The 22,291-nt window shown below is 62.9% G+C and carries 22 protein-coding genes; 16 read left to right on the forward strand and 6 right to left on the reverse strand.

Going from position 1 to position 22,291, the window contains the following annotated elements:
* The 4 genes from KW062_RS24060 to KW062_RS24075 are packed head-to-tail and all read left to right on the forward strand — an operon-like array spanning position 1 to position 5,133.
* Positions 1–477 carry a formate dehydrogenase subunit gamma gene (locus KW062_RS24060; protein WP_027619627.1) on the forward strand — a complete coding sequence of 159 codons (477 nt, stop codon included), beginning with the start codon at positions 1–3 and terminating at the stop codon, positions 475–477.
* Complete coding sequence (locus tag KW062_RS24065) at positions 477–2,036, forward strand: formate dehydrogenase beta subunit (protein ID WP_105754769.1); 1,560 nt, start codon at positions 477–479, stop codon at positions 2,034–2,036. The genes KW062_RS24060 and KW062_RS24065 overlap by 1 nt, the downstream gene beginning before the upstream one ends.
* On the forward strand, positions 2,033–4,915 hold the full coding sequence (fdhF, locus tag KW062_RS24070) for a formate dehydrogenase subunit alpha (protein ID WP_105754770.1): 2,883 nt from the start codon (positions 2,033–2,035) through the stop codon (positions 4,913–4,915). The genes KW062_RS24065 and fdhF overlap by 4 nt, the downstream gene beginning before the upstream one ends.
* A complete protein-coding gene (locus KW062_RS24075) occupies positions 4,912–5,133 on the forward strand; it encodes a formate dehydrogenase subunit delta (protein ID WP_027619624.1) in 222 nt (73 codons plus the stop codon). The genes fdhF and KW062_RS24075 overlap by 4 nt, the downstream gene beginning before the upstream one ends.
* A gap of 141 nt (positions 5,134–5,274) precedes the next feature.
* On the opposite strand, the gene KW062_RS24080 is transcribed toward KW062_RS24075, so the two are convergent.
* Positions 5,275–5,616 (reverse strand): potassium channel family protein, encoded by a 342-nt coding sequence (locus KW062_RS24080; RefSeq protein WP_027619623.1) that lies wholly within the window; start codon positions 5,614–5,616, stop codon positions 5,275–5,277.
* A 159-nt stretch (positions 5,617–5,775) separates the two neighbouring features.
* Here KW062_RS24080 and KW062_RS24085 point away from each other — a divergent pair, with 159 nt between their 5' ends.
* Positions 5,776–6,105, forward strand: a complete 330-nt coding sequence (locus tag KW062_RS24085) for a hypothetical protein (protein ID WP_027619622.1) — start codon at positions 5,776–5,778, stop codon at positions 6,103–6,105.
* Here KW062_RS24085 and KW062_RS24090 read toward each other — a convergent pair.
* A complete protein-coding gene (locus KW062_RS24090; protein ID WP_105754771.1) occupies positions 6,099–6,989 on the reverse strand; it encodes an EamA family transporter in 891 nt (296 codons plus the stop codon). The genes KW062_RS24085 and KW062_RS24090 overlap by 7 nt on opposite strands.
* A 93-nt stretch (positions 6,990–7,082) precedes the next feature.
* Here KW062_RS24090 and KW062_RS24095 point away from each other — a divergent pair, with 93 nt between their 5' ends.
* The 5 genes from KW062_RS24095 to KW062_RS24115 all read left to right on the forward strand — a co-directional run bounded on the left by KW062_RS24095 (position 7,083) and on the right by KW062_RS24115 (position 12,858).
* On the forward strand, positions 7,083–7,871 hold the full coding sequence (locus tag KW062_RS24095) for an AraC family transcriptional regulator (RefSeq protein ID WP_027619620.1): 789 nt from the start codon (positions 7,083–7,085) through the stop codon (positions 7,869–7,871).
* An 11-nt stretch (positions 7,872–7,882) separates the two neighbouring features.
* On the forward strand, positions 7,883–8,749 hold the full coding sequence (locus KW062_RS24100; RefSeq protein ID WP_105754821.1) for a serine hydrolase domain-containing protein: 867 nt from the start codon (positions 7,883–7,885) through the stop codon (positions 8,747–8,749).
* 82 nt (positions 8,750–8,831) lie between these two features.
* Complete coding sequence (locus tag KW062_RS24105) at positions 8,832–9,365, forward strand: RNA polymerase sigma factor (RefSeq protein WP_027619618.1); 534 nt, start codon at positions 8,832–8,834, stop codon at positions 9,363–9,365.
* The gene (locus tag KW062_RS24110) at positions 9,358–10,323 is read left to right on the forward strand and encodes a FecR family protein (RefSeq protein WP_027619617.1); all 966 of its coding nucleotides are present in this window, start codon (positions 9,358–9,360) and stop codon (positions 10,321–10,323) included. The genes KW062_RS24105 and KW062_RS24110 overlap by 8 nt, the downstream gene beginning before the upstream one ends.
* Before the next feature lie 93 nt (positions 10,324–10,416).
* Positions 10,417–12,858 carry a TonB-dependent siderophore receptor gene (locus tag KW062_RS24115; protein ID WP_177433263.1) on the forward strand — a complete coding sequence of 814 codons (2,442 nt, stop codon included), beginning with the start codon at positions 10,417–10,419 and terminating at the stop codon, positions 12,856–12,858.
* Between the two features lie 51 nt (positions 12,859–12,909).
* Here KW062_RS24115 and KW062_RS24120 read toward each other — a convergent pair whose 3' ends face one another.
* A complete protein-coding gene (locus KW062_RS24120) occupies positions 12,910–14,247 on the reverse strand; it encodes an ATP-binding protein (RefSeq protein ID WP_027619615.1) in 1,338 nt (445 codons plus the stop codon).
* A complete protein-coding gene (locus tag KW062_RS24125) occupies positions 14,244–14,954 on the reverse strand; it encodes a response regulator (protein ID WP_027619614.1) in 711 nt (236 codons plus the stop codon). Before KW062_RS24125 ends, KW062_RS24120 begins: the two co-directional genes overlap by 4 nt.
* Positions 14,955–15,121: 167 nt before the next feature.
* On the opposite strand from KW062_RS24125, the gene KW062_RS24130 reads away from it, so the two are divergent.
* The 5 genes from KW062_RS24130 to fnr all read left to right on the forward strand — a co-directional run bounded on the left by KW062_RS24130 (position 15,122) and on the right by fnr (position 19,206).
* On the forward strand, positions 15,122–15,553 hold the full coding sequence (locus KW062_RS24130) for an MlaA family lipoprotein (RefSeq protein ID WP_051550557.1): 432 nt from the start codon (positions 15,122–15,124) through the stop codon (positions 15,551–15,553).
* Positions 15,543–15,821, forward strand: a complete 279-nt coding sequence (locus tag KW062_RS24135; protein WP_027619613.1) for a hypothetical protein — start codon at positions 15,543–15,545, stop codon at positions 15,819–15,821. The genes KW062_RS24130 and KW062_RS24135 overlap by 11 nt, the downstream gene beginning before the upstream one ends.
* Positions 15,822–15,945: 124 nt before the next feature.
* On the forward strand, positions 15,946–17,859 hold the full coding sequence (locus tag KW062_RS24140) for an alkaline phosphatase D family protein (protein WP_105754773.1): 1,914 nt from the start codon (positions 15,946–15,948) through the stop codon (positions 17,857–17,859).
* Between the two features lie 23 nt (positions 17,860–17,882).
* Complete coding sequence (locus tag KW062_RS24145; RefSeq protein ID WP_105754774.1) at positions 17,883–18,308, forward strand: bleomycin resistance protein; 426 nt, start codon at positions 17,883–17,885, stop codon at positions 18,306–18,308.
* Between the two features lie 175 nt (positions 18,309–18,483).
* Positions 18,484–19,206: a fumarate/nitrate reduction transcriptional regulator Fnr gene (fnr, locus tag KW062_RS24150; protein ID WP_105754775.1), complete on the forward strand. Its 723-nt coding sequence runs from the start codon at positions 18,484–18,486 to the stop codon at positions 19,204–19,206.
* Positions 19,207–19,323: 117 nt separating this feature from the next.
* On the opposite strand, the gene KW062_RS24155 is transcribed toward fnr, so the two are convergent.
* The gene (locus KW062_RS24155; protein ID WP_105754776.1) at positions 19,324–20,499 is read right to left on the reverse strand and encodes an aspartate aminotransferase family protein; all 1,176 of its coding nucleotides are present in this window, start codon (positions 20,497–20,499) and stop codon (positions 19,324–19,326) included.
* 144 nt (positions 20,500–20,643) lie between these two features.
* On the opposite strand from KW062_RS24155, the gene KW062_RS24160 reads away from it, so the two are divergent.
* Positions 20,644–21,612, forward strand: coding sequence for a LysR family transcriptional regulator (locus KW062_RS24160; protein WP_081786383.1), 969 nt, complete (start codon positions 20,644–20,646; stop codon positions 21,610–21,612).
* Here KW062_RS24160 and msrA read toward each other — a convergent pair.
* Positions 21,551–22,258 carry a peptide-methionine (S)-S-oxide reductase MsrA gene (msrA, locus tag KW062_RS24165; RefSeq protein WP_027619608.1) on the reverse strand — a complete coding sequence of 236 codons (708 nt, stop codon included), beginning with the start codon at positions 22,256–22,258 and terminating at the stop codon, positions 21,551–21,553. The two genes, KW062_RS24160 and msrA, sit on opposite strands and share 62 nt — an antisense overlap.
* Between the last annotated feature and the right edge of the window lie 33 nt (positions 22,259–22,291).

Here is a 22,291-nt window from a genome sequence, read left to right on the forward strand (position 1 = left end):
ATGCCTGATGAGAGTTTGCACCTGCCCGTGGTTAACAGTCTGCTGGAGCGCCATGCGGGCACTCCGGGGGCATTGTTGCCGCTGCTTCATGACATTCAAGAACGCATTGGCTATATCCCCGATGCCGCTGTCCCCGAGATTGCCCATGCGCTGAACCAGAGTCAGGCCGAGGTGCGCGGGGTGATCAGTTTTTACCATGACTTCCGTACCGCGCCGCCGGCCCGGCATATTCTGCGTTTGTGCCGCGCCGAGTCGTGCAAGAGCCGTGGCGCCGAGCAGTTGGCGGCGCAGTTGCGCGAGCGTCTGCAACTGGATGACCACGGCAGCAGTGCCGATGGCAGCATCAGTTTGCGCCCGGTGTATTGCCTGGGTGCCTGTGCCTGTTCGCCGGCGTTGGAGCTGGATGGCCGGGTACATGCGCGGTTGAGTGCCGAGCGCCTGGATGCCCTGCTTGATGCTTGCCGGGAGGACGCGTGATGCCGACTCTGTATTTGCCGACTGATTCCCTGGCCCGTGCCGTGGGTGCCGATGAGGTGGCTGTGGCGCTGATCACTCAGGCCAGAGCACGCAATCTGCCGCTGGAGCTGCAGCGCACCAGTTCCCGTGGTCTGTATTGGCTGGAGCCCTTGTTGGAGGTGGAAAGCCCGCAAGGTCGAATCGGCTTTGGCCCGCTGACCGCTGCCGATGTGCCGTCAGTGCTCGATGCGCTGCAAGATCCGTCTTCCCAGCATCCACTCGCCCTCGGCCTAGTAGAAGCATTGCCCTATCTGAAGACTCAACAACGCCTGCTGTTCGCCCGCGCCGGTATCACCCGGCCGCTGTCGCTGGACGATTACCGGGCCCACGGCGGTTTCGAAGGTTTAACCAGGGCCGTCAACCTCGGTGGTGAACAGACCGCCACCGAGGTGTTCGACTCCGGCCTGCGTGGCCGTGGCGGCGCGGCTTTCCCCGCCGGGATCAAATGGCGCACGGTGCGCGCTGCCCAGGCCGAACAGAAGTACATCGTTTGCAACGCCGACGAGGGCGACTCCGGCACCTTCGCCGACCGCATGTTGATGGAAGGCGACCCCTTCCTGCTGATCGAAGGCATGGCCATTGCCGGTCTCTGCACCGGCGCCACCTTCGGCTATATCTATGTGCGTTCGGAATACCCGGATGCCGTGGCCACGTTGCGTCAGGCGCTGAACCTGGCGCGTGAGGCCGGTTATCTGGGCGCGAATGTCGGCGGCAGCGGCCAGGCCTTCGATCTGGAAGTACGGGTCGGGGCCGGTGCCTATATTTGCGGCGAAGAAACCGCGCTGCTGGATTCGCTGGAGGGCAAGCGCGGCTATGTGCGCGCCAAGCCGCCGATTCCGGCACTCAAGGGCCTGTTCGGCCAGCCGACGCTGGTGCACAACGTGCTGACCCTGGCTTCGGTGCCGCTGATTCTGGCCAAGGGCGCGCCGTTTTATCGCGACTACGGAATGGGCCGTTCCCTGGGCACCATGCCGTTCCAGTTGGCGGGCAATGTGCGCCAAGGTGGTCTGGTGGAGCGCGCGTTTGGCCTGACCCTGCGCGAACTGGTGGAAGACTATGGCGGCGGCACCGCCAGTGGTCGGCCGCTGAAGGCCGCGCAAGTGGGCGGCCCGTTGGGTGCCTGGGTGCCGCCGTCGCAGTTCGACACGCCGCTGGATTACGAAGCCTTCGCCGCCATCGGCGCGATGCTCGGCCACGGCGGTGTGGTGGTGGCGGACGATAGCCTCGACATGGCGCAAATGGCGCGCTTTGCCATGCAGTTCTGCGCCGAGGAATCCTGCGGCAAATGCACCCCGTGCCGGATCGGCTCGACTCGTGGCGTCGAGGTCATCGACCGGCTGCTGGCCGCGCCTGAACAAAGCGCTCGCGATCAGCAGGTGGTCATCCTCAAGGACCTCTGCGACACCCTGCAATACGGTTCGCTCTGTGCCCTGGGCGGCATGGTGTCCTTCCCCGTCGCCAGCGCCCTCAAGCACTTCCCCGCCGACTTCGGTGTGCACGCCTCGGAGGCCGAGCAATGATCACTGTATTCGATCCGAAAACCGACATGGATCTAGGCACGCCGGCTCGCGACAGCCAGGTGCAGATCACCCTGAACATCGATGGCCGCAGCATCAGCGTGCCCGAAGGCACCTCGGTGATGCGCGCTGCGGCGCTGATGGGCACCACCATTCCCAAGCTCTGCGCCACCGACAGCCTGGAAGCCTTCGGCTCGTGCCGCATGTGCCTGGTGGAGATCGAGGGAATGCGCGGCTACCCGGCGTCCTGCACGACGCCGGTCACCGAAGGCATGACCGTACACACGCAGACGCCGAAGCTGGCGACCCTGCGCCGCAACGTGATGGAGTTGTACATCTCCGATCACCCGCTGGACTGCCTGACCTGCTCGGCCAACGGCAACTGCGAGCTGCAAACCGTGGCCGGCCAGGTCGGCCTGCGCGAGGTGCGTTACGGCTACGAAGGCGACAATCACCTGGCCGACGTCAAGGACACCTCCAACCCTTATTTCGATTACGACCCGAGCAAGTGCATCGTCTGCAACCGCTGCGTACGCGCTTGCGAAGAAACCCAGGGCACCTTCGCCCTGACCGTTACCGGGCGCGGTTTTGAATCGCGGATTTCGGCGGCCGGTGGCGAGGATTTCCTCGACTCCGAGTGCGTGTCCTGCGGCGCCTGCGTACAGGCCTGCCCGACCGCGACCCTGATGGAAAAAAGCGTGGTCGAACTCGGTCAGCCCGAGCGTTCGGTGATCACCACCTGCGCCTACTGCGGTGTCGGCTGCTCGTTCCGCGCCGAGATGAAGGGCGATCAACTGGTGCGCATGGTCCCGGACAAGAACGGCCAGGCCAACCACGGCCACTCTTGCGTCAAAGGACGCTTTGCCTGGGGCTACGCCACCCACCCGGATCGCATCACCAAACCGATGATTCGCAAGCACATCAGCGACCCGTGGCAGGAAGTCAGCTGGGACGAAGCGGTGACCTATGCCGCCAGCGAAATGCGCCGTTTGCAGCAGAAATACGGTCGCGACTCGATCGGCGGGATCACCTCCAGCCGCTGCACCAACGAAGAAACCTACCTGGTGCAAAAACTGGTGCGCGCCGCCTTCGGCAATAACAACGTCGACACCTGTGCGCGGGTCTGCCATTCACCCACCGGCTATGGCCTGAAACAGACCCTCGGCGAATCCGCCGGCACCCAGAGCTTCGACTCGGTGATGCAGGCCGACGTGGTGCTGGTGATGGGCGCCAACCCCAGCGACGCGCACCCGGTGTTCGCCTCGCAACTCAAACGCCGCCTGCGTGAAGGCGCGCGTCTGATCGTCATCGACCCACGGCGCATCGATCTGGTCGACGGCGTGCACGCCCGCGCCGAACTACACCTGGCCCTGCGTCCCGGGACCAACGTCGCCATGCTCAACGCCCTGGCCCACACCATCATCACCGAAGGCTTGCAGGACCAGGCCTTTATCGACGCCCGTTGCGAAGGCGATGACTTTGCGCGCTGGAGCGAATTTGTCAGCCGTGCGGAAAATTCCCCGGAAGTGATCGGCCCGATCTGCGGTGTGCCTGCGCCAGACATCCGCGCCGCTGCCCGGCTGTATGCCACCGGCGGCAACGCGGCGATCTACTACGGCCTGGGCGTCACCGAACACAGCCAGGGCAGCACCTCAGTGATGGGCATCGCCAACCTCGCCATGGCCACAGGCAACATCGGTCGCGAAGGTGTGGGCGTCAACCCGTTGCGTGGGCAAAACAACGTGCAGGGCTCGTGCGACATGGGCTCATTCCCGCACGAATTGCCCGGCTACCGGCACATCTCCAACGTCGCCGTGCGCACCGAGTTCGAACAGGCGTGGAACGTCACCCTGCAACCCGAGCCCGGCCTGCGCATCCCCAACATGTTCGAGTCGGCACTGGCTGGCAGCTTCAAAGGCCTGTACTGCCAGGGCGAGGACATCGCCCAGAGCGACCCGAATACCCAGCACGTCACCGCCGCCCTGTCGGCCATGGAATGCGTGGTGGTGCAGGATATTTTCCTCAACGAAACCGCGAAGTTCGCCCACGTGTTCCTGCCGGGCAGCTCATTCCTGGAAAAAGACGGCACCTTTACCAACGCCGAACGGCGTATCTCGCGGGTGCGCAAGGTGATGGAGCCGCTGGGCGGCAAAGCCGACTGGGAAGGCACCGTGGCCCTGGCCAACGCCCTGGGCTATCGGATGGATTACCAACATCCATCGGAAATCATGGATGAAATCGCCCGCCTGACGCCGACTTTCACCAACGTGAGTTACGCCGAACTGGAGCGTCACGGCAGCCTGCAATGGCCGTGCAACGCCGAGGCACCGGACGGCACGCCGACCATGCACATCGAGGAGTTCGTGCGTGGCAAGGGGCGCTTTATGCTCACCGGTTACGTGCCGACCGAAGAGAAGGTCAACGCCCGTTATCCACTGCTGCTGACCACCGGACGGATCCTCAGCCAGTACAACGTCGGCGCCCAAACCCGGCGCACCGACAACGTCGCCTGGCATAATGAGGACCGCCTGGAAATCCACCCGACCGACGCCGAGAGCCGTGGCATCAACGAGGGGGATTGGGTCGGCATAGGCAGCCGCGCCGGGCAGACCGTACTACGCGCGCGAGTCACCGAACGGGTGGCACCGGGGGTGGTGTACACCACCTTCCACTTCCCGGAATCGGGGGCCAACGTGATCACCACCGACAACTCCGACTGGGCCACCAACTGCCCGGAATACAAGGTCACGGCCGTGGAAGTCAGCCGCGTCTATCACCCTTCCGAGTGGCAAAAACGCTACCAGGCCTTCAGCGACGAACAGGATCGCCTGCTCAAGGACCGCCGACAGGCACGGGGCGATAAAGCGGAGGTACGCCGATGAGCACAGCCAATTTGATCAAGATGGCCAACCAGATCGCCCAGTACTTCGCCAGCCAACCGGACCAGGAACAGGCGGTGCTCAGTGTGCGCAATCATCTGCAGTTGTTCTGGGCACCGAGTATGCGCAGGGAATTGTTGGAGTGGCAGACCGAGCATAAGGGTGCGGAGTTGCATCCGCTGGTGCAGGCGGCGGTGATTGGGGCCGGGTGGGGGGCATGAAAACCTAAAACCAAAACACCACCCCTGTAGGAGCGAGCCTGCTCGCGATAGCGGTCTGACAGTCGACAAATAAGTTGAATGTAAGGCCGCCATCGCGAGCAGGCTCGCTCCTACAAAGGGAATCGGTATGGGTGTGGATTATCAGTTATCCCCACCCACCTTGCGCACCGCCTCTTCAATCGCCCGCACACTGATCGCTGCAAAAATCGCCGTCAACAACACCCCGTTAAACCCCAGCAAAATCGCCAACACCCGCGACAGCGGCTGTTTCGGCACCAGTTCGCCGTAGCCGATGGTCAGCCCTGTCACGAAGCCGAAGTAGATACCGTCGAACGGCTGCCAGCCTTCCACATAGGCAATGATCAGGCCGACCGTGACGATCACCACCAGCATGGTTGAGAAGATCGGCCAAGCCAATTTCAGGTAATAACCGACAGCTTTGTAGAACTCGCGGCGGATGTTCGACACGGGAGCGTTGTTCATGGCGGGGCTTTCCTGGGAGTGGTCGGGGCACTGCATCAGCTTGGCACAACCTGGGAAATTTGAACGGCAACCCGTCCCCGACCACAAGCACAGGTCTTTTTTTTCCTCGGCGAAACCGCGATCATCCTCGACCGCCAAGCCCATCTCAGGATTCACACCATGCAACTGCCGCTGGAATCGGTCGCCCTTTTCGCGCTCAAGCTCGTTCACGAAACGGATGGCGCGAGCCCGGTGTTGCGCGATGATCCGGTGATGGACGAGTACACACGGGAAGTCTTCGAGTTGCTGCTGCGCCGCGAGGATCTCGCGGCGATCCAACTCAAGATCGCCGCCTGCGTGGAGTTGGCTCTGGCGGCTGTCGGCGGTGTTGATAAACCGCTGGGGCGCGAGTTGCAGCGCCTGGCCGGCGATGTGGCCACGGCGCCGACCCTTGAGCAGTTGCAGGCGCCGCTGCTGGCGCTGCGGGATTATCTGAAAGACATTCAGTGACCCGATGAGGACCTGACTGATACCGGCATCGCCCGACGCTTGATCAGCCCCACCAGCAGCGCCGCCAGAATCAGCACGATCGACAGCCCTTCGCGGCCATCCACCCGATGGCCGAGGATCAGCATCGAGCCGCCTATGCCGAACAGCGGAATCAGCAACGACAGCGGCGCCACCCGCGAGACCGGGTACTCGCGCAGCAACAGGTTCCAGCCCCAGTAGCAGAAGTGCGTCGCCGCGTAGACCTGGAACAGCAACGAGAACAACGCCAGCCAGTGAAAGTCCGTGACCAGCCCGGTAAACGGCGCCGAACCGTGGGCGAGCCAGGTCAGCAACAGCAAGGGGATCGGCGGGAACAGGCTGGCCCACACCACAAAGGCGAACATCTCACGCACGTTCGATTGCTTGATGATCACGTTGCCGACGCTCCAACTGAAAGCGCTCACCAGTAACAGGGCATAGCCCAGCGTGGTGGCCTGACCGGGACTGCTGGCGATGATATTCACCAGTCCCACAGCCGCCAGGCCAATACCCACTACCTGCCCGAAACGCAGGCGTTCGCGAAACAGCAGCACGCCCCAGCCGAGGGTGAAAAAGGCGCTGAACTGAATCAACAACGCAGCGGTTCCGGCAGGGACGCCCATCTCGATACCGAGGTTGATCAGCGCCCACATCGCCACCCCGAAAATCAGCCCGTAAGCGGCCAGCCAGCCGAAGGCAATCGGTGGTCGGCGGATAAAAAACACCCAGGGCAACGCGGCCAGGGTGAAGCGCAGGGCGGTCAACAGCAGCGGATCAATGCTCGCCAGGCCCAATTGGGTGACCGGGAAATTCAGCCCCCAGACGGCCGTAACCAATACGGCGAGGATCAAGTGTTTGCTGTGCATGGTGCGCGGTTCCTCAGGACAGGACCCGCACTATGGGCAATACGGGTATCGGCCCGCTTGCGCTATCGGGTCTTTGATCAGTAAATTTGGGCCATGCCCAAAACCCAGATCGATCCCTACGAAACTATTCCCCGCGATGCCGTGGTCACCGCCAGCGACTATCACGACGGCCTGCACTTTGCGCGGCACAGCCATCAGCGCGGACAATTCGCCTACGCCGCCTGCGGGGTGATCACCGTGTTCAGCGACCAAGGCGACTGGGTCGTACCGCCGCAGCGGGCCATTTGGGTCCCGGCCGGCGTGCCCCACGCCATGTCCATGAATGGGCCGGTGACCATGCTCAACACCTACATCCGCCCCCTCGCCGCCACCCGCCTCGGCCTGCCGGCGCACTGCCAGGTGTTCGGCGTTTCGCCTTTGCTCCAGCAATTGCTGATGGGCGCCATCGACGTCGCACCGCTGTACGCCGAAGATCAGCGCGAAGGTCACTTGATGAGCCTGCTGCTGCACGAAATCGCCGCCATGCCGCCGCTCTCACTCAATGCCCCGCTGCCCCGTGAGCCGAGGCTGGCACTGGCCTGTCGCAAGTTGTTGGAGCAGCCGTCGCTGGAGGTGGGGATCGATACGATGTGCCGGCAGGTGAGCATGAGTCGGCGGACCTTTACCCGTCTGTTTCGCCAGGAAACCGGGATCAGCTTTGTCGAGTGGCGCCAGCAGGCGTGCCTGTTGAGTGCCGTGGTGAGGCTGGGCAATGGCGAGGCGGTGACGCGGGTGGCGATGGATCTGGGCTACAGCAGCCCAAGCGCATTCAGCAGCAGTTTCCGCCGTTTGTTGGGGGAAGTACCGAGTCGCTATTTTGCACAACAGGGAGTGAAGGAATGAGTGGAACCTTGATGATGTCTTGCACGGTCACTAACGGTCAGCTGCCAAGCACCGAAGCATCGTCGATCGACGTGCCCTGGTGGAGTTTCGGCAAAACCGTGATGGCGGCCACCGCCCTGACCCTGGTGTGCGATGGTCTGGTCGACCTCGACCAACCGCTGCCGGAAGGCCCCTTCACTTTGCGCCAATTGCTCCAGCATCAAGCCGGTTTGGCGGACTATGGCGAGTTGCCGGAGTACCACGCGGCAGTGGCCCGGCACGAGTCGGCGTGGTCGGTGGATGAACTGCTGCAGCGGCTCGACGCAACCCGGTTGCGCTATGCACCGGGTACGGGTTGGCGTTATTCGAATGTGGGCTATCTGTACGTCGCACGGCTGATCGAGCGCATCAGCGGTTTGTCCTTGGAGCAGGCTTTGCAACAACGCGCTTTGCTCCCATTAGGCATTTCTCACGTGCGCCTGGCCCGCAAGCGCAGCGATCTGCCAGGCACGGCCGCCAGCTACGATCCGAACTGGGTCTATCACGGCCTGTTGATCGGGCCGCTGCCACAGGCCGCGATTTTCCTCGATCGACTGCTGGCCGGGGACTTGCTGCCAGCCAACCTGCTCGAGGCCATGCAGAGCGTCTATCACCTCGGCGGTCCGATTCCCGGTCGGCCGTGGCAGTCACCCGGCTACGGCCTGGGCGTGATGCAAGGTCCGACGGCGGATGGCTTGCTGCTGTGCGGTCATACCGGTGGCGGTCCGGGCAGCGTGGTCGCGGTGTATCAAGCGAGCCGGGGCGACGACTCGGCCACCGCTGCGGTGTTCGTCGAAGGCGGCAGCGAAGGACAGGTCGAGAAGGCGGTCATCGAGGCGCTGTTATCTGCCCTGAATTGAAATAGCTTGGTAATGACACTTATTCTCATTAAAGTACGCCGATTCGCGTGGAGCCGCTTTTGGCGTGGCAGGGACGGTGGGCATGGACTCGGGAGACAACCAGCACAAACTCAGCGCGCTGTTCATCGGCCAGCGCGGGGCCTTGATCCGCATGCTCTCGCGGGTGGTCGGCTGCGCCAGCCTGGCTGAGGACCTGGCCCAGGAAACCTACGTCAAGGTCGCCAATGCCCTGAAGACCCGGCCCATCGAGCACTTGCACCCCTTCCTCTACCAGACCGCCCAGTACCTGGCCTTCGATCACCTGCGCAGCCAGCGCAGCAAACGCCGCTTCGAATGCCAGTGGGTCGACGACAGCGTGGTGGTGGAAGTGCCGACCAGCGTCCCCGGTCCGGACATTCAGGTGCAGGGCCAGCAACAGTTGCAGCAATTCCAGAAAGTCCTCGGCAGCCTACCCAAGCGCCAGCAACAAATCCTGGTTTTGCATAAACTGCAGGGCTTATCCCAGGGCGAGATTGCCCAGCGCCTGCAGGTGTCCTTGAGTACGGTGGAAAAAGATCTGCGAAATGCCCTCAATGCCTGCCTCAAAGCCACCGACTTGCAGGACCGCCATGACTGACCAGCCCACCCGACTGCCGCCTGGCGCAACCGCTCGGGAACAGGCAAGCGACTGGTTCGCCCAGCGTCAGGCCATCGCCGACAACCCACTGCTGCGCCAGCGTTTCGAGCAGTGGCGCGCGGCCGATTCGCACCATGCCGACGCCTACGCCGAGCTGGAGAACCTCTGGCAATCCCAGGCATTCGAACAGGCCCTGCAAGCGCTGGCGGTTGATCTCGGATTGCCGCCCGCCCCGCTCGAAAAGCCCCCGGTCCACCGCCGCTGGCTGGCCACCGCCGCGGCCCTGCTGCTGATGCTCGGCGTCGGCTGGATCGGCGATGTGCCGATGCGCCTGCAAGCCGACCACCTGACGGCGACCGCCGAGGTCCAGCGCCTGCAACTACCCGACGGTTCAAAGATCGTGCTCGGCAGTCACAGCGCCATCCGCACCGAGTTCGACGGCACTCAACGGCGCATTCGCCTGTTGCGTGGCGAGCTTTACGTCGAGGCCTTCCATGACAGCGCGCGGCCGATGGTGATCGACACCGGCGAGGCGCAGGTCACAGTGGTCGGCACCCGCTTCAGCGTCAGTAAAAACGCCAATGGGGTGACGGTGGCGGTACGCGAAGGCCGAGTGCGCCTGGCCAATCGCGAGGGTGCGGACAGCCTGTTGCAAGCCGGCAACTGGCAGCAACTCAAGCTGGGCCATTTGCAAGCCCTGCACACGGAAGGCAGTGAACGGCAACTGGCCTGGCTGAATGGCCGCTTGTCGTTCCAGGACCGGCCACTGGCGCAGGTGCTGGATGAGTTACAGCGTTATTACCCGGCGCCGATTGTGCTGCTCAACGAGCGTGCCGCGCAGCAGAACGTCAGTGGCAGCTACCAGTTGGATGATCCGCAAGCCGTGGTCCAGGCGCTGGCCAAGGTGACGGCCAGCCAACTGACCCGACTGCCCGGCGGCGCCCTTCTGATTCGCTGAATCACGACCTCGAAAAAAATTTTACGGCTTTTGCGCAGCCAACCCGTCAAGGAATTGCTTTTGCAAATAATTCCTATTCAGTACGGGACTCGCATGCTCTTTCCTACGCTCAATCCGACCCCCGCCCGCAGCCTGCTGGCACTCGCCATCTGCCTGGCCTGCAGCCACGCCGCCGCCGTCGAGCCCGTCGCCGAGACGACCGGCCACGAAATGCAAAGCACCCATCGCTTTGCCATTGCTCGCCAGCCACTGGCTAACGCGCTGGATCAATTGAGCGTGCAGAGCGGTCTGCAGATCGCCTACACCTCGGAGATGGCCCAGGGCATCGAGTCTCCCGGCGTCAACGGCCAGATGAGCATCCAGCAGGCCTTGAACCAACTGCTGGCCGGTAGCTCGTTGGACTTCCAGCAAAACGGTCCCAACGCGATCATCCTTGTGCAGCGCGCCAGCGCCGGTGACGCACTGGAGTTGGGCGCCACCAGCATCATCAGCAACCAGTTGGGCACCGTCACCGAAGGCAGCGACTCCTACACCCCCGGCACCATCGCCACCGCCACGCGACTGGTGCTGACGCCACGGGAAACCCCGCAGTCGATCACCGTGATCACCCGCCAGCACATGGACGACTTCGGCCTGAACAACGTCGACGACGTGATGCGCCACACCCCAGGCATCACCGTCTCGGCCTTCGACAGCGACCGCACCAACTACTACGCCCGCGGTTTTTCCATCAACAACTTCCAGTACGACGGCGTGCCCTCCACCGTGCGCAACGTCGCCTACTCGGCGGGCAACACCCTCAGCGACATGGCCATCTACGACCGCGTCGAAGTGCTCAAGGGCGCCACCGGCCTGCTGACCGGCGCCGGTTCGCTGGGCGCCACCATCAACCTGGTGCGCAAGAAACCCACCGCCGACTTCCAGGGCCACGCCAGCCTCGGCGTCGGTTCCTGGGACAACTACCGCAGCGAACTGGACGTCAGCGGCCCGCTGACCGAAACCGGTAACGTCCGTGGCCGCGCCGTGGCGGCCTACCAGGACAAGCATTCGTTCATGGACCACTACTCGCGCGACAGCTCGGTGTACTACGGCATCGTCGAATTCGACCTGACCCCGGACACCCTGCTGACCCTCGGCGGCGACTATCAGGACAACAATCCCAAGGGTTCCAGCTGGTCCGGCAGCTTCCCGCTGATCAACTCCGAAGGCGGGCATAACAGCGTTTCGCGCTCGTTCAACAACGGCACCGACTGGAGCGGCTGGGAGCAGTACACCCGCACCGTGTTCGCCACCCTTGAGCATGAACTGGGCAACGGCTGGGTGACCAAGCTGCAACTGGACCACAAGATCAACGGCTACCACGCCCCGCTCGGCTCGATTCAGTTCGACCAGCCGCAGCCCGACGGCACGGCGAAAATCAACACGCAGAAGTACACCGGCGAAACCACCAGCGACTCGGCAGACTTCTACCTCAGCGGGCCATTTACCTTCATGGGCCGTGAGCATGAACTGGTGATCGGCGGCTCGGCGGGCAACTCGCACTGGACCGGCAAGGGTTACTGGGACGTGACCCAGAACGCGCCAAACGTGGTCGACTTCAACAACTGGAACGGCAACTTCCCTGAGCCAAACTGGGGCCCGGTGTCGCAACGCACCGATGACACCGTGCGGCAGACCGGCACCTACATGACCACCCGCCTGAATGTCGCCGACGACCTGAAGGTGTTTCTCGGCGGCCGCGTGGTCAACTATCACCTGACCGGCCTGACCCCGTCTTACCGCGAGACCGGGCGCTTCGTACCCTACGTCGGCGCGGTCTACGACCTCGACGAGCAATACTCGGTGTACGCCAGCTACACCGACATCTTCATGCCCCAGGACAGTTGGAACAAAGACCGCAACAGCACCATCCTCGAACCGGACGAAGGCCAGAACTATGAGCTGGGTCTCAAGGGCGAGTTCTTCGACGGCCGCCTGAACAGCAGCCTGGCCTACTTCGAGGTGCACGAAAACAACCGCTCGATGCCGGACGACGACTACAACAACCAGCAACCGACGCCACCGAACTACGCGTTCAAGGGCACCAAGGCCACCACCAAGGGTTATGAACTGGAAATCTCCGGCGAACTGGCCCCCGGCTGGCAGGTGCAGGCCGGCTACACACACAAGATCGTGCGCGACGAAAACGACCAGAAGATCTCCACCTTCGAACCTGAAGACCAGGTCAGCCTGTACACCCGCTACAAATTGCGCGGTGACCTCGACAAGCTGACCGTCGGTGGCGGCCTGCGCTGGCAGAGTGTCGGCTGGCAATCGATCTACAACGCGCCGCTGGGTCACTACGAGGATATCGCCCAGGATGCCTATTGGCTGGTGGACCTGATGACCCGCTACCAGATCACCCAGAACCTTTCGACGACCCTCAACGTCAACAACATTTTCGACAAGTCGTATTACACCAACATCGGCTTCTATAACTCGGCGGCCTACGGCGAACCGCGTAACTTCATGCTCAACACGCGCTGGGATTTCTGAGTTGGCAGCTGCCTGTGCAGGGGGGGTTGCATAACCCTGCGCAGGCGGCCCCTACAACACCGGCAACACCACCCGCGCTTCCAGCCCGCCAATGCTGCGGTTTCTCACCGTCAGTTCGCCACCGTGTTCCAGCACGATGGCCCGCGCCGCCGACAACCCCAGGCCGACACCGCCGGTGCTTTTATTGCGCGAGCCTTCCAGGCGATGGAACGGCACGAACACCTGTTCATAACTGTCACTGGGGATTCCCGGCCCGCGATCCAGCACGCGAATAGTCACGTGTTCGGCATCGCTGCGCAGCTCGATGGCCGGTTCACTGGCATATTTGAGGGCGTTTTCCAGCAGGTTGGTGATCACCCGTTTCAGCCCCAGCGGACGACCGACATACGCCAGGCGCTGGGGGCCGCTGAAAGGGATTTCGATGGACTGGTCGCGGTAGTCGTCTATCAGGGTTTGCAGGAGTTCGGCGAGGTCGAACGGGGTGGCTTGTTCAAGGCGTGCGTTGTCGCGGAAGAACTCCAGGCTGGAATTGATCATGGCGTGCATTTCGTCGACGTCGCTGAAGAGCTTTTTCTGCAACTGCGGATCGTCGATGAATTCACCGCGCAAACGCATGCGCGTCAGCGGCGCGCGCAGGTCGTGGGAGATGGCGGCGAGCATTTGCGTGCGGTCCTTGATGAAGTGCTGCAACTGCGCCTGCATGGCATTGAACGCGAGGATCGCCTGGCGGATTTCGTGGGGGCCGACCGGCTTGATCGGCGGCGCACGGAAATCCACGCCAAAGCGTCGGGCGCCCTCGGCGAAAGTTTGCAGGGGGCGGGCCAGGCGGCGGGTGGCGATCAGCGCGACCAAGCCGGTGGAGAGCAATATCAGCACCACCACGATCAAATTGCGCGCCCAGTGCTCCAGGCCCCAGCTGCGTGACGGCATGCTGAACATCAGCCAGGAACCGTCCGCCAGTTGCATGGCCATGGCGTATTGGCCATTGTGCTGCGGCCAGTCCGAGGGTTGGTAGGCTTCCAGGCGCTCACTGTTGAACAGTTTGCGGGCGTTTGGTTTGTCGGCACGGCTGGCGGCGTCAGGTGCGGCGGGCAGCTCCAGCGCTTCGTGGCTGGCGCTCCAGCGGATCGTCAGGCTGCTGTCGCTTGCAGCGTCGGCCAGGCGTTGTCGTTGCGCCGGTTCGGAGGCGGCGATCACCCGACTGAGGGACGAAAGTTTTTCCAGCAGCCCGGTCTCGGTCAACGGCGGATAGGCCCAGACGCCTGCGACCTGGGTGAACAGCGCGTAGAAGCCCAGGGAGGTCAGCATCGCGAGGATGGTGGTCAGGGCGATCCAGCGCGACACGGTATCGCGTTTGCGCAGGCACCAGGCCGCCCGCCAACCTTTCACTGCCGGGTCACGCTGGGGGTGAACAGGTAACCGCCGTTACGCACGGTGCGAATCATTTCCGGGCGTTTGCTGTCGATTTCCAGCTTGCGCCGCAAACGGCTGACCTGCACGTCGATGCTGCGATCGAAGGCTTCGTGGGTGCGTCCGCGCGCCAGATCCAGCAGCAGTTCGCGGGTGAGGATGCGTTGCGGGTGCTCGACGAACACCAGCAGCAGGTCGAATTCACCGGCTGACAGTGGGATCATCACCTGATCCGGCGAGCGCAGTTCGCGGCGCGTCAGGTCCAGTTGCCAGTCGCAGAACTTGATCAGCGGATGGGGCACTTGGCCGGTCAGCGGACGCACTTCGCCGACCCGGCGCAACACCGCACGTACCCGTGCCAACAGCTCGCGAGCATCGAACGGCTTGCTGACGTAATCGTCGGCGCCCATTTCCAGGCCCACCACGCGGTCGCTCAGTTCGCCCATAGCGGTGAGCATGATCACCGGCATGCTGTGTTGCTGGCGCAGGCGCTGGCACAGCGTCAGGCCGTTTTCGCCGGGCATCATCAAGTCGAGGATGATCAGGTCGGGCATTTGTCGCTCAAGGGCGGCCCACAGCGCCACGCCGTCGGTGGCCACGTCGACGACATAACCTTGCTGGACAAAGAATTTACGCAGCAGATCGAGGACCTCAAGGTCGTCGTCCACGATCAACAGATGGCTCACCGGCGGGCACACTCAGCGATGGATAGTGCGGATATCTAAAACCATTCGGTGAGGTTCGTCATATATTTCAACTCGGTCACAAAGCATCAATCCGGTAAAAAAGCAGACATTTTTAAGCAAGGCACGGATGTCAGGATCCAGTTCCCTTATCCCGAAGACTGTTTGCCATGCCTTTGTTCAAGCGTTCCCATGCACTGTTCCGCAATGCTGCATTGCTGCTGACCTTGACCTACCTGTACGGCTGCGCCAGTCGTACTTCGGCCGACAGCGCCCAGGCCGGCTACCCGTTGCATGACCCGGCGGAACAGGTCAACCGCGGCAATTTCGCCTTCAACCAGGTGATCGACGAAGACGCCATCGAGCCGGTTGCCCGGGGTTATGGCTACACGCCGGAATTCTTCCAGTTGGGTCAGCACAACTTCACCACCCACTTCAACCAACCCACGGTGTTCCTCGACAGCCTGCCCCATGTCAACGGCAAACCCTCCTTTGAGCGCTCCGACACGCCGGGCATCGCCCTTCGTCGCTCCGCCTTCGGTCAGACCTTCGGTATCTGGGGCGTTATCAGCGGGCCGCTCGTGGCAACCGATGCCACGTAACAGCCCGCCGCTGGTGCTCGAACAGCGCCTGAACCGACGCGCCAACAGCGGCCTGCACTGCAGCGAAACCAGCCTGCGCCTGACCGACGACGAGCGCGAACTGGTGCTCAGCCGCTACATCGAACTGTACCGCCCCGAAGGCGTGGAATGGGTCGAGCGCAGCCACCGCATCTCGGTCAACGCCCTGCTGCGCTGGATCATCGCCAACGGCGAGGCGCAGGCGGTGGAGCAAGGCAGCGACCTGCCAGGGCGGGGGTCGATGAATTGATCCGCCTCCCCTGAATACCCTGCTCCCACAGAAGAGCCGCTCGGTGTTGCACTGCAGGGAATGTCCCGGCCCATCACCTGCGTTATCATCGCCGGCCTGTTTTTACCTGGAGCCCACCCCTCGGATGTCCACGCCTGCGCCGCACCTCGCTGATCAATCGCCCTTGCCCGCCGTGCTGGTCGGCCCGCTGTTGCGGCGTCTGGAACCGACGCGCCTGGTGCTATGGCTGGTGGGATCGCGGGAACTGGCGCTGACCCTGCGCCTGGCCGGCGTCGGCGACATCGCGCTGAAGCCCCAGGTCATCGCGGTCGGCCGCCAGGCCTTTGTCCACCTGATCGACGTTCAACTCGACCAGGCCCTGCCCCAGGACGTGAGCATCGACTACGACTTGCTGGTCAACGGCGACGATGGCCAGCAGTCGGGCATCGCCGACTGGGCGCCGCACCTGCTGTACGGCACGGCGCAATCGGCGAACTTTGTCCTGCGCAGCCGCATCGACCAACTGCTCCATGGCTCCTGCCGCAAGCCGCATTTTCCAGCCCGCGATGGCCTGCTCTGTGTCGATCAGTTGCTGGCGGACAACCCCGCCCCCGAACAACGCCCGGCGCTGTTGATGATGAGCGGCGATCAGGTCTACGCCGACGATGTCGCCGGCCCGATGCTGCGGGCGATCCACGCGCTGATCGAGCGCCTGGGCCTGTTCGGCGAGCACCTCGACGGCGCGGTGGTCGAGGACAGCGCCGCGCTCTACCAGCACCCGGCCAGTTACTACCATCGCGCCGACCTGCTGCCGGCGCTGGAGAGCAACGAGACCCTGCGCGAACGCTTCTTCGGCGGTGCGCGCAAACCGATTTTCACCAGCAGCAGCGCCGACAATCACTTGGTGACTTTCGCCGAAGTCATGGCCATGTATCTGCTGGTCTGGTCGCCCACCGCCTGGACCCTGATCGACCCGCAGCCGCCGGCGCTGACGCCAGAACGCCGCGAGCGTTATGCCCTCGAACAGACCCGCATCGACGCCTTCAAGCTCGGCCTCGATCAGGTGGCACGAGTGCTCGCCCATTTGCCGTGCCTGATGATTTTCGATGACCACGACATCACCGACGACTGGAACCTCAGCGCCCAATGGGAACAGACCGCCTACGGCCATCCGTTCTCCAAGCGCATCATCGGCAACGCGCTGATCGCCTACCTGCTGTGCCAAGGCTGGGGCAACAACCCGGATGCGTTCACCGGCCTTGTGGATAAAACCCGGGCCCTCGACCCGCAGCACGGCTACCTCGACAGCAGCGCCCAGGATGAGCTTATCGACGACCTGCTGAAGTTCCAGCACTGGCATTACGTGCTGCCGACCACTCCGGCGCTGGTGGTGCTCGACACCCGCACCCGGCGCTGGCGCAGCGAGTCCAATCTCAAGCAACCCTCGGGCTTGCTGGATTGGGAAGCCCTGTGCGAGTTGCAACAGGAACTGCTTGATCATCCGTCAGCGATCATCGTTTCGCCGGCGCCGGTGTTTGGCGTCAAGCTGATCGAGACCGTGCAGAAAGTCTTCAGCTGGTGTGGCTACCCGCTGCTGGTGGACGCGGAAAACTGGATGGCCCATCGCGGTGCGGCACAGGTGATCCTCAACATCTTTCGTCACTCGCGCACGCCGGGCAATTACGTGATCCTCTCCGGTGACGTGCATTACTCGTTCGTCTACGAAGTGCTGATCCGCCACCGCAGCGCCGGGCCGCGCATCTGGCAGATCACCAGCAGCGGCATCAAAAATGAATTCCCGCCCACCCTGCTGGAGTGGTTCGATCGCCTCAATCGCTGGCTATACTCGCCACGCTCGCCGCTGAACTGGCTGACCAAACGCCGGCGCATGCAGGTCGTGCCCCACGTACCGGAGCACGCGGAAGCCGGCGAGCGGTTGTGGAATTCGGCGGGGATTGGCCAGGTGTTTTTCAATCAACAGGGCCAGCCCCAGGCAATCTACCAGCACAACTCGAACGGCGCGGCGAAAACCCGGATGGTGCCACCCGCCACCGATTGATCTCTGAGAAACGAAGGATATGTATGCTCAAGCGCAACAAGATGGTGCCCGAACTGACGGTCAGCGACATCGCCAAAAGCCTGGACTTCTGGACTCGCTTGATCGGTTTCCAGGTCGCTTACGACCGTCCCGAGGAGGGCTTCGCCTACCTCGACTTCGACGGCGTGCAGGTGATGCTCGAACAGTATTTTCCCGACGACGGCCAGTGGCACACCGGGCCATTGCAGGCGCCCTTTGGTCGCGGGATCAATTTCCAGATGGAAGTGCAGCAGGTCGAACCGATCCTGGCTCGGCTGACGGCCGCCCAATGGCCGCTGTTTCGTCCCGTTGGCGAAGCCTGGTATCGCTCCGGCGAGATGGAAGTCGGCCAGCTTGAACTGATCGTCCAGGACCCTGACGGTTACTTGTTGCGCCTGGCACAGGCACTCGGTGAGCGGCCGATTCTCTGACCCCGGCCGCGCCAGCGCTCTATCACGCCCCCCCCCAAAAAACGCTGGCTCGTGCACTTATCAATAATGTTTATTTCCTCGCCGTGCGGTTTGACGCCCGCCCTGCCGCCCGGCGCTAATGACCTTCCATCGTCGCCGCTCGATGACGCCCCGACGATTTGCCCAAGGTCATGACATGCACACCCCAGCGTCCCTCAAGCACTCTGAATCGCCCCATTGCAAAAACTGCAAGCTGGCCTCGTTATGCCTGCCACTGGCGCTGGGCAGTGACGATGTCAGTGCCCTCAATGCCATCGTCAAACGCGAACGCCCGCTGCGCAAAGGCGACAGCCTGTTTCGCCAGGGCGATGCCTTTACGTCGATTTACGTGATCCGCTCCGGCGCCTTGAAGACCTCCAGCGTCAACCTCAATGGCGAGGAGCACATCATCGGGTTTCATCTGCCCGGCGAGCTGATCGGGTTGTCGGGGATGGATATCAACACCTACGCCTGCACCGCCCAGGCCCAGGAAACCACCACTGTCTGCGAAATCCCCTTCGATCAACTCGAAGCCCTGCTGGAGAAAATCCCCCAGCTACGGCGGCAACTGATCAACCTGATGAGCCGGGAAATTCGCGACGATCACAAAATGATGCGCATGCTCGCGCAGAAAAATGCCCATGAGCGCCTGGCGATGTTCCTGGTCGACCTGTCCGGGCGTTTCCACGCCAATGGCTATTCAGCCCGGCAATTTCGCCTGAACATGACCCGCGACGAAATCGCCAACTACCTGGGCATCGCCACCGAAACCACCTGCCGCAGCTTTACCTTGCTGCAACAGCAGGGCCTGATCGTGGCCCAGGGCAAATCGATCCAGATTCTGGATTCACCGTCGTTGTCGCAGCTTTCGGAGCGTTAGCCTGCCAATCCCTTGTAGGAGCGAGCCTGCTCGCGATGACGGTGTATCAGTCGATATTTGAGTCGGCTGACAGGGCGCTATCGCGAGCAGGCTCGCTCCTACATTAGTGGAGGGTGGTCATTCAGTTTTCAGAACGCCGTACACCCCCCGCACAATCATCTCCACCTCCCGCTCGTCCAATGTCAGGGGCGGCAGCAGGCGGATGATGTTGCCCCGGGTGACGTTGATCAGCAGCCCGTGATCGCGGGCGGCGGTCAGGCTCAGGTTGCGTATCGACTGTTTCAACTCGATGCCAATCATCAGGCCCAGGCCACGGATCGCCGCCACATTCGGCAGGCCCTCGAGTTCGGCGCGCAGCCGGCTCAACAGGCGTTCGCCCTGGCGCCGGGCGTTTTCCAGCAGGCCCTGCTCCTTGATGATTTCCAGCACCGTGCAACCGACCCGGCACGCCAGCGGATTACCGCCGAAGGTGCTGCCATGGCTGCCGGGGGTGAACAGTTCGGCAGCCTTGCCCCGGGCCAGGCAGGCGCCGATCGGCACGCCGTTGCCCAGGCCCTTGGCCAGGGTCATGACGTCGGGAACGACGCCTTCGTGTTGAAAGGCAAACCACTGCCCGGTGCGGCCGATGCCGGTCTGAATTTCATCGAGCATCAACAACCAGTTGTGCCGGTTGCACAGCCCACGCAACGCCCGCAAAAAGCCAACAGGCGCCGGCTGTACACCACTTTCACCCTGCACCGGCTCCATCAGCACCGCGACGATGCGCTGGCCATAGGTGGCCTGCGCCTGCTCCAGTGCGGCGAGGTCGCCAAACGGCACCTTGAGAAAATCCCCCGGCAATTGCGCAAAACCCAGGCGCACCGCCGGGCCGTCACTGGCCGACAGGGTGCCGAGGGTACGGCCGTGAAAGGCATTTTCCATGACCACCACCAGCGGCTGCTCGATCCCTTTTTGCCAACCGTACAGCCGCGCCAGTTTCAACGCCGTCTCATTGGCCTCGGCGCCGGAGTTGCTGAAAAACGCCCGATCCATTCCCGACAATTGCGTCAGCTTCTGCGCCAGCCGCTGTTGCCAATCGATGCTGTACAGGTTGGAGGTGTGCAGCAACAGCCCGGCTTGTTCGGTGATGGCGCTGACCACACGCGGGTGCGAGTGACCGACATTGGTCACCGCCACGCCCGCCACCGCGTCCAAGTATTCACGCCCGGCCTGATCCCACAGGCGAGTGCCCAGGCCCCGGGTAAAACTCAGGGCCAGGGGTTGGTAAGTGCTCATCAGGTGGGTGGCGGTCATGGGGGTCAGGCTCCTTGAGGTGGGATGAGGACACTCCTACAGGGGTTGCGTACAGTTAGCAGGACAGTGTTTTCGCAGTATCGTTAACCACCAGAGCTGGATAAACGCCTTAAAACTTCAATCATCTTAAAGCTGAGCTTGATAATGGATCTGTTCCTGGCAATGTCGGTGTACGTCAAAGTGGTCGAGACCGGCAGCATGACCGCCGCTGCTCGCCACTGCAGTCTGTCGACCACTATGGTCGGTAATCACCTGCGAGCGCTGGAGCAACGCCTGGGGGTCAGCCTGATCAACCGCACCACGCGGCGCCAGCGCCTGACCGAATTCGGCAGCGCCTACTACGAGCGCTGCCTGGAAGTGCTGGGGCTGGTCAACGAATCCGAGCGGCTCGCCGAGACGGTCCAGGGCGAGCCCAAGGGCACCCTGTGCATCACCGCGCCGCCGAGCTTTGGCTCCGAATGCCTGGCCCCGGCCATGCACCTGTTTACCCAGCAGTACCCGGACATCCGCGTCGATATTCTGCTCAACAACCAGGTGATGGACCTGATCGACAACAGCGTCCACGTTGCCTTTCGCCTCGGCAACCCCGAGCCGTCAGGCCTGATTGCCCGGCCTTTGGTCGACTACACCCTGAGCATCTGCGCCGCCCCGTCCTATCTGGAGCGACACGGGGTGCCGACCACCCCCAGCGAACTGAGCCAGCATGCCTGCCTGACGTATGCCTATCCGGCCGGTGACGAGTGGAGTTCAGTAGGCAAGCAATGGCCGCTGAGCGGGCCGGAGGGCGAAGTGCTGGTGCCGGTCAGCGGGCCGATGGTGATCAACAGCGTACCCGGCCTGCTACAGGCCGCGCGCGTCGGCATGGGCGTGGTGATGTTGCCTGACGTGCTGGTGCAACAGGATTTGCGCGAAGGCAAGCTGGTAGCCCTGCTGCAGGACTACCAACTGCCGCGCCGGGCGATGAATCTGGTCTACGCCCCTGACCGCTATCGCCTGCCGAAACTGCGCTGCTTTGTCGAATTCGCCCTGCAGATGTGGGGCAAGCCGGGGTTTACTGGCCAGCCCTCACCAACACCGGTTTATCCGCATAGCGCTGGGGATAAAGCTGTTTGAGTTGCGCCACTTTCGGCAGGTCGTTGATCACGATGTAAGGATGGCTCGGGTGCTCGGTGAGGAAGTTCTGATGATAGTCCTCGGCCGGGTAGAAGCCGTTGTAGGTTTCCAGCGTGGTCACGATCGGTTTGCTGAAGACCTGGGCGGCGTCCAGTTGTTTGATATAGGCCTGGGCGACGCGCTGTTGCTCAGGATTTTCGACGAATAGCGCCGAGCGATATTGGGGGCCACGGTCCGGTCCCTGACGGTTCAGTTCGGTGGGGTTATGGGCCACTGAAAAGTAGATTTGCAGCAAGCTGCCATAGCTGACCTGGGCCGGGTCGTAGGTCACTTGCACCGCTTCGGCGTGACCCGTATCGCCCTCGCCGACCCGCTCATATTGCGCCGTCTCGGCACGGCCACCGGCATAGCCGGACACCGCGTTCTTCACCCCTTTGACGTGCTGGAACACGCCCTGCACGCCCCAGAAGCAGCCGCCGGCGAACACTGCGGTTTCACTGCCCGTCTTGGGCGTTTCATCGAGCACCGGCGGGGCCAGCAGGACGGCCTCCTCGGCGCCTGCGACCGACATGGCCAGGCATTGTCCGACAACGCCGGCCAGCGCCAGACCAAGCAGGCTTCGACGCCAGGTCCATTGCATTTTCATCATCATTTTCCTCAGTCATGCACAGGTAAAGGC

Source organism: Pseudomonas fluorescens, from assembly GCF_019212185.1.
GTDB lineage: Bacteria > Pseudomonadota > Gammaproteobacteria > Pseudomonadales > Pseudomonadaceae > Aquipseudomonas.

What these genes read in the sequence shown, in the direction of transcription:
- KW062_RS24060 (WP_027619627.1), top strand. Translation starts at nt 1, where the DNA reads ATGCCTGATGAGAGTTTGCACCTGCCCGTGGTTAACAGTCTGCTGGAG.
- KW062_RS24065 (WP_105754769.1), top strand. Translation starts at nt 477, where the DNA reads ATGCCGACTCTGTATTTGCCGACTGATTCCCTGGCCCGTGCCGTGGGT.
- fdhF (WP_105754770.1), top strand. Translation starts at nt 2,033, where the DNA reads ATGATCACTGTATTCGATCCGAAAACCGACATGGATCTAGGCACGCCG.
- KW062_RS24075 (WP_027619624.1), top strand. Translation starts at nt 4,912, where the DNA reads ATGAGCACAGCCAATTTGATCAAGATGGCCAACCAGATCGCCCAGTAC.
- KW062_RS24080 (WP_027619623.1), bottom strand. Translation starts at nt 5,616, where the DNA reads ATGAACAACGCTCCCGTGTCGAACATCCGCCGCGAGTTCTACAAAGCT.
- KW062_RS24085 (WP_027619622.1), top strand. Translation starts at nt 5,776, where the DNA reads ATGCAACTGCCGCTGGAATCGGTCGCCCTTTTCGCGCTCAAGCTCGTT.
- KW062_RS24090 (WP_105754771.1), bottom strand. Translation starts at nt 6,989, where the DNA reads ATGCACAGCAAACACTTGATCCTCGCCGTATTGGTTACGGCCGTCTGG.
- KW062_RS24095 (WP_027619620.1), top strand. Translation starts at nt 7,083, where the DNA reads ATGCCCAAAACCCAGATCGATCCCTACGAAACTATTCCCCGCGATGCC.
- KW062_RS24100 (WP_105754821.1), top strand. Translation starts at nt 7,883, where the DNA reads ATGATGTCTTGCACGGTCACTAACGGTCAGCTGCCAAGCACCGAAGCA.
- KW062_RS24105 (WP_027619618.1), top strand. Translation starts at nt 8,832, where the DNA reads ATGGACTCGGGAGACAACCAGCACAAACTCAGCGCGCTGTTCATCGGC.
- KW062_RS24110 (WP_027619617.1), top strand. Translation starts at nt 9,358, where the DNA reads ATGACTGACCAGCCCACCCGACTGCCGCCTGGCGCAACCGCTCGGGAA.
- KW062_RS24115 (WP_177433263.1), top strand. Translation starts at nt 10,417, where the DNA reads ATGCTCTTTCCTACGCTCAATCCGACCCCCGCCCGCAGCCTGCTGGCA.
- KW062_RS24130 (WP_051550557.1), top strand. Translation starts at nt 15,122, where the DNA reads ATGCCTTTGTTCAAGCGTTCCCATGCACTGTTCCGCAATGCTGCATTG.
- KW062_RS24135 (WP_027619613.1), top strand. Translation starts at nt 15,543, where the DNA reads ATGCCACGTAACAGCCCGCCGCTGGTGCTCGAACAGCGCCTGAACCGA.
- KW062_RS24140 (WP_105754773.1), top strand. Translation starts at nt 15,946, where the DNA reads ATGTCCACGCCTGCGCCGCACCTCGCTGATCAATCGCCCTTGCCCGCC.
- KW062_RS24145 (WP_105754774.1), top strand. Translation starts at nt 17,883, where the DNA reads ATGCTCAAGCGCAACAAGATGGTGCCCGAACTGACGGTCAGCGACATC.
- fnr (WP_105754775.1), top strand. Translation starts at nt 18,484, where the DNA reads ATGCACACCCCAGCGTCCCTCAAGCACTCTGAATCGCCCCATTGCAAA.
- KW062_RS24155 (WP_105754776.1), bottom strand. Translation starts at nt 20,499, where the DNA reads ATGACCGCCACCCACCTGATGAGCACTTACCAACCCCTGGCCCTGAGT.
- KW062_RS24160 (WP_081786383.1), top strand. Translation starts at nt 20,644, where the DNA reads ATGGATCTGTTCCTGGCAATGTCGGTGTACGTCAAAGTGGTCGAGACC.
- msrA (WP_027619608.1), bottom strand. Translation starts at nt 22,258, where the DNA reads ATGAAAATGCAATGGACCTGGCGTCGAAGCCTGCTTGGTCTGGCGCTG.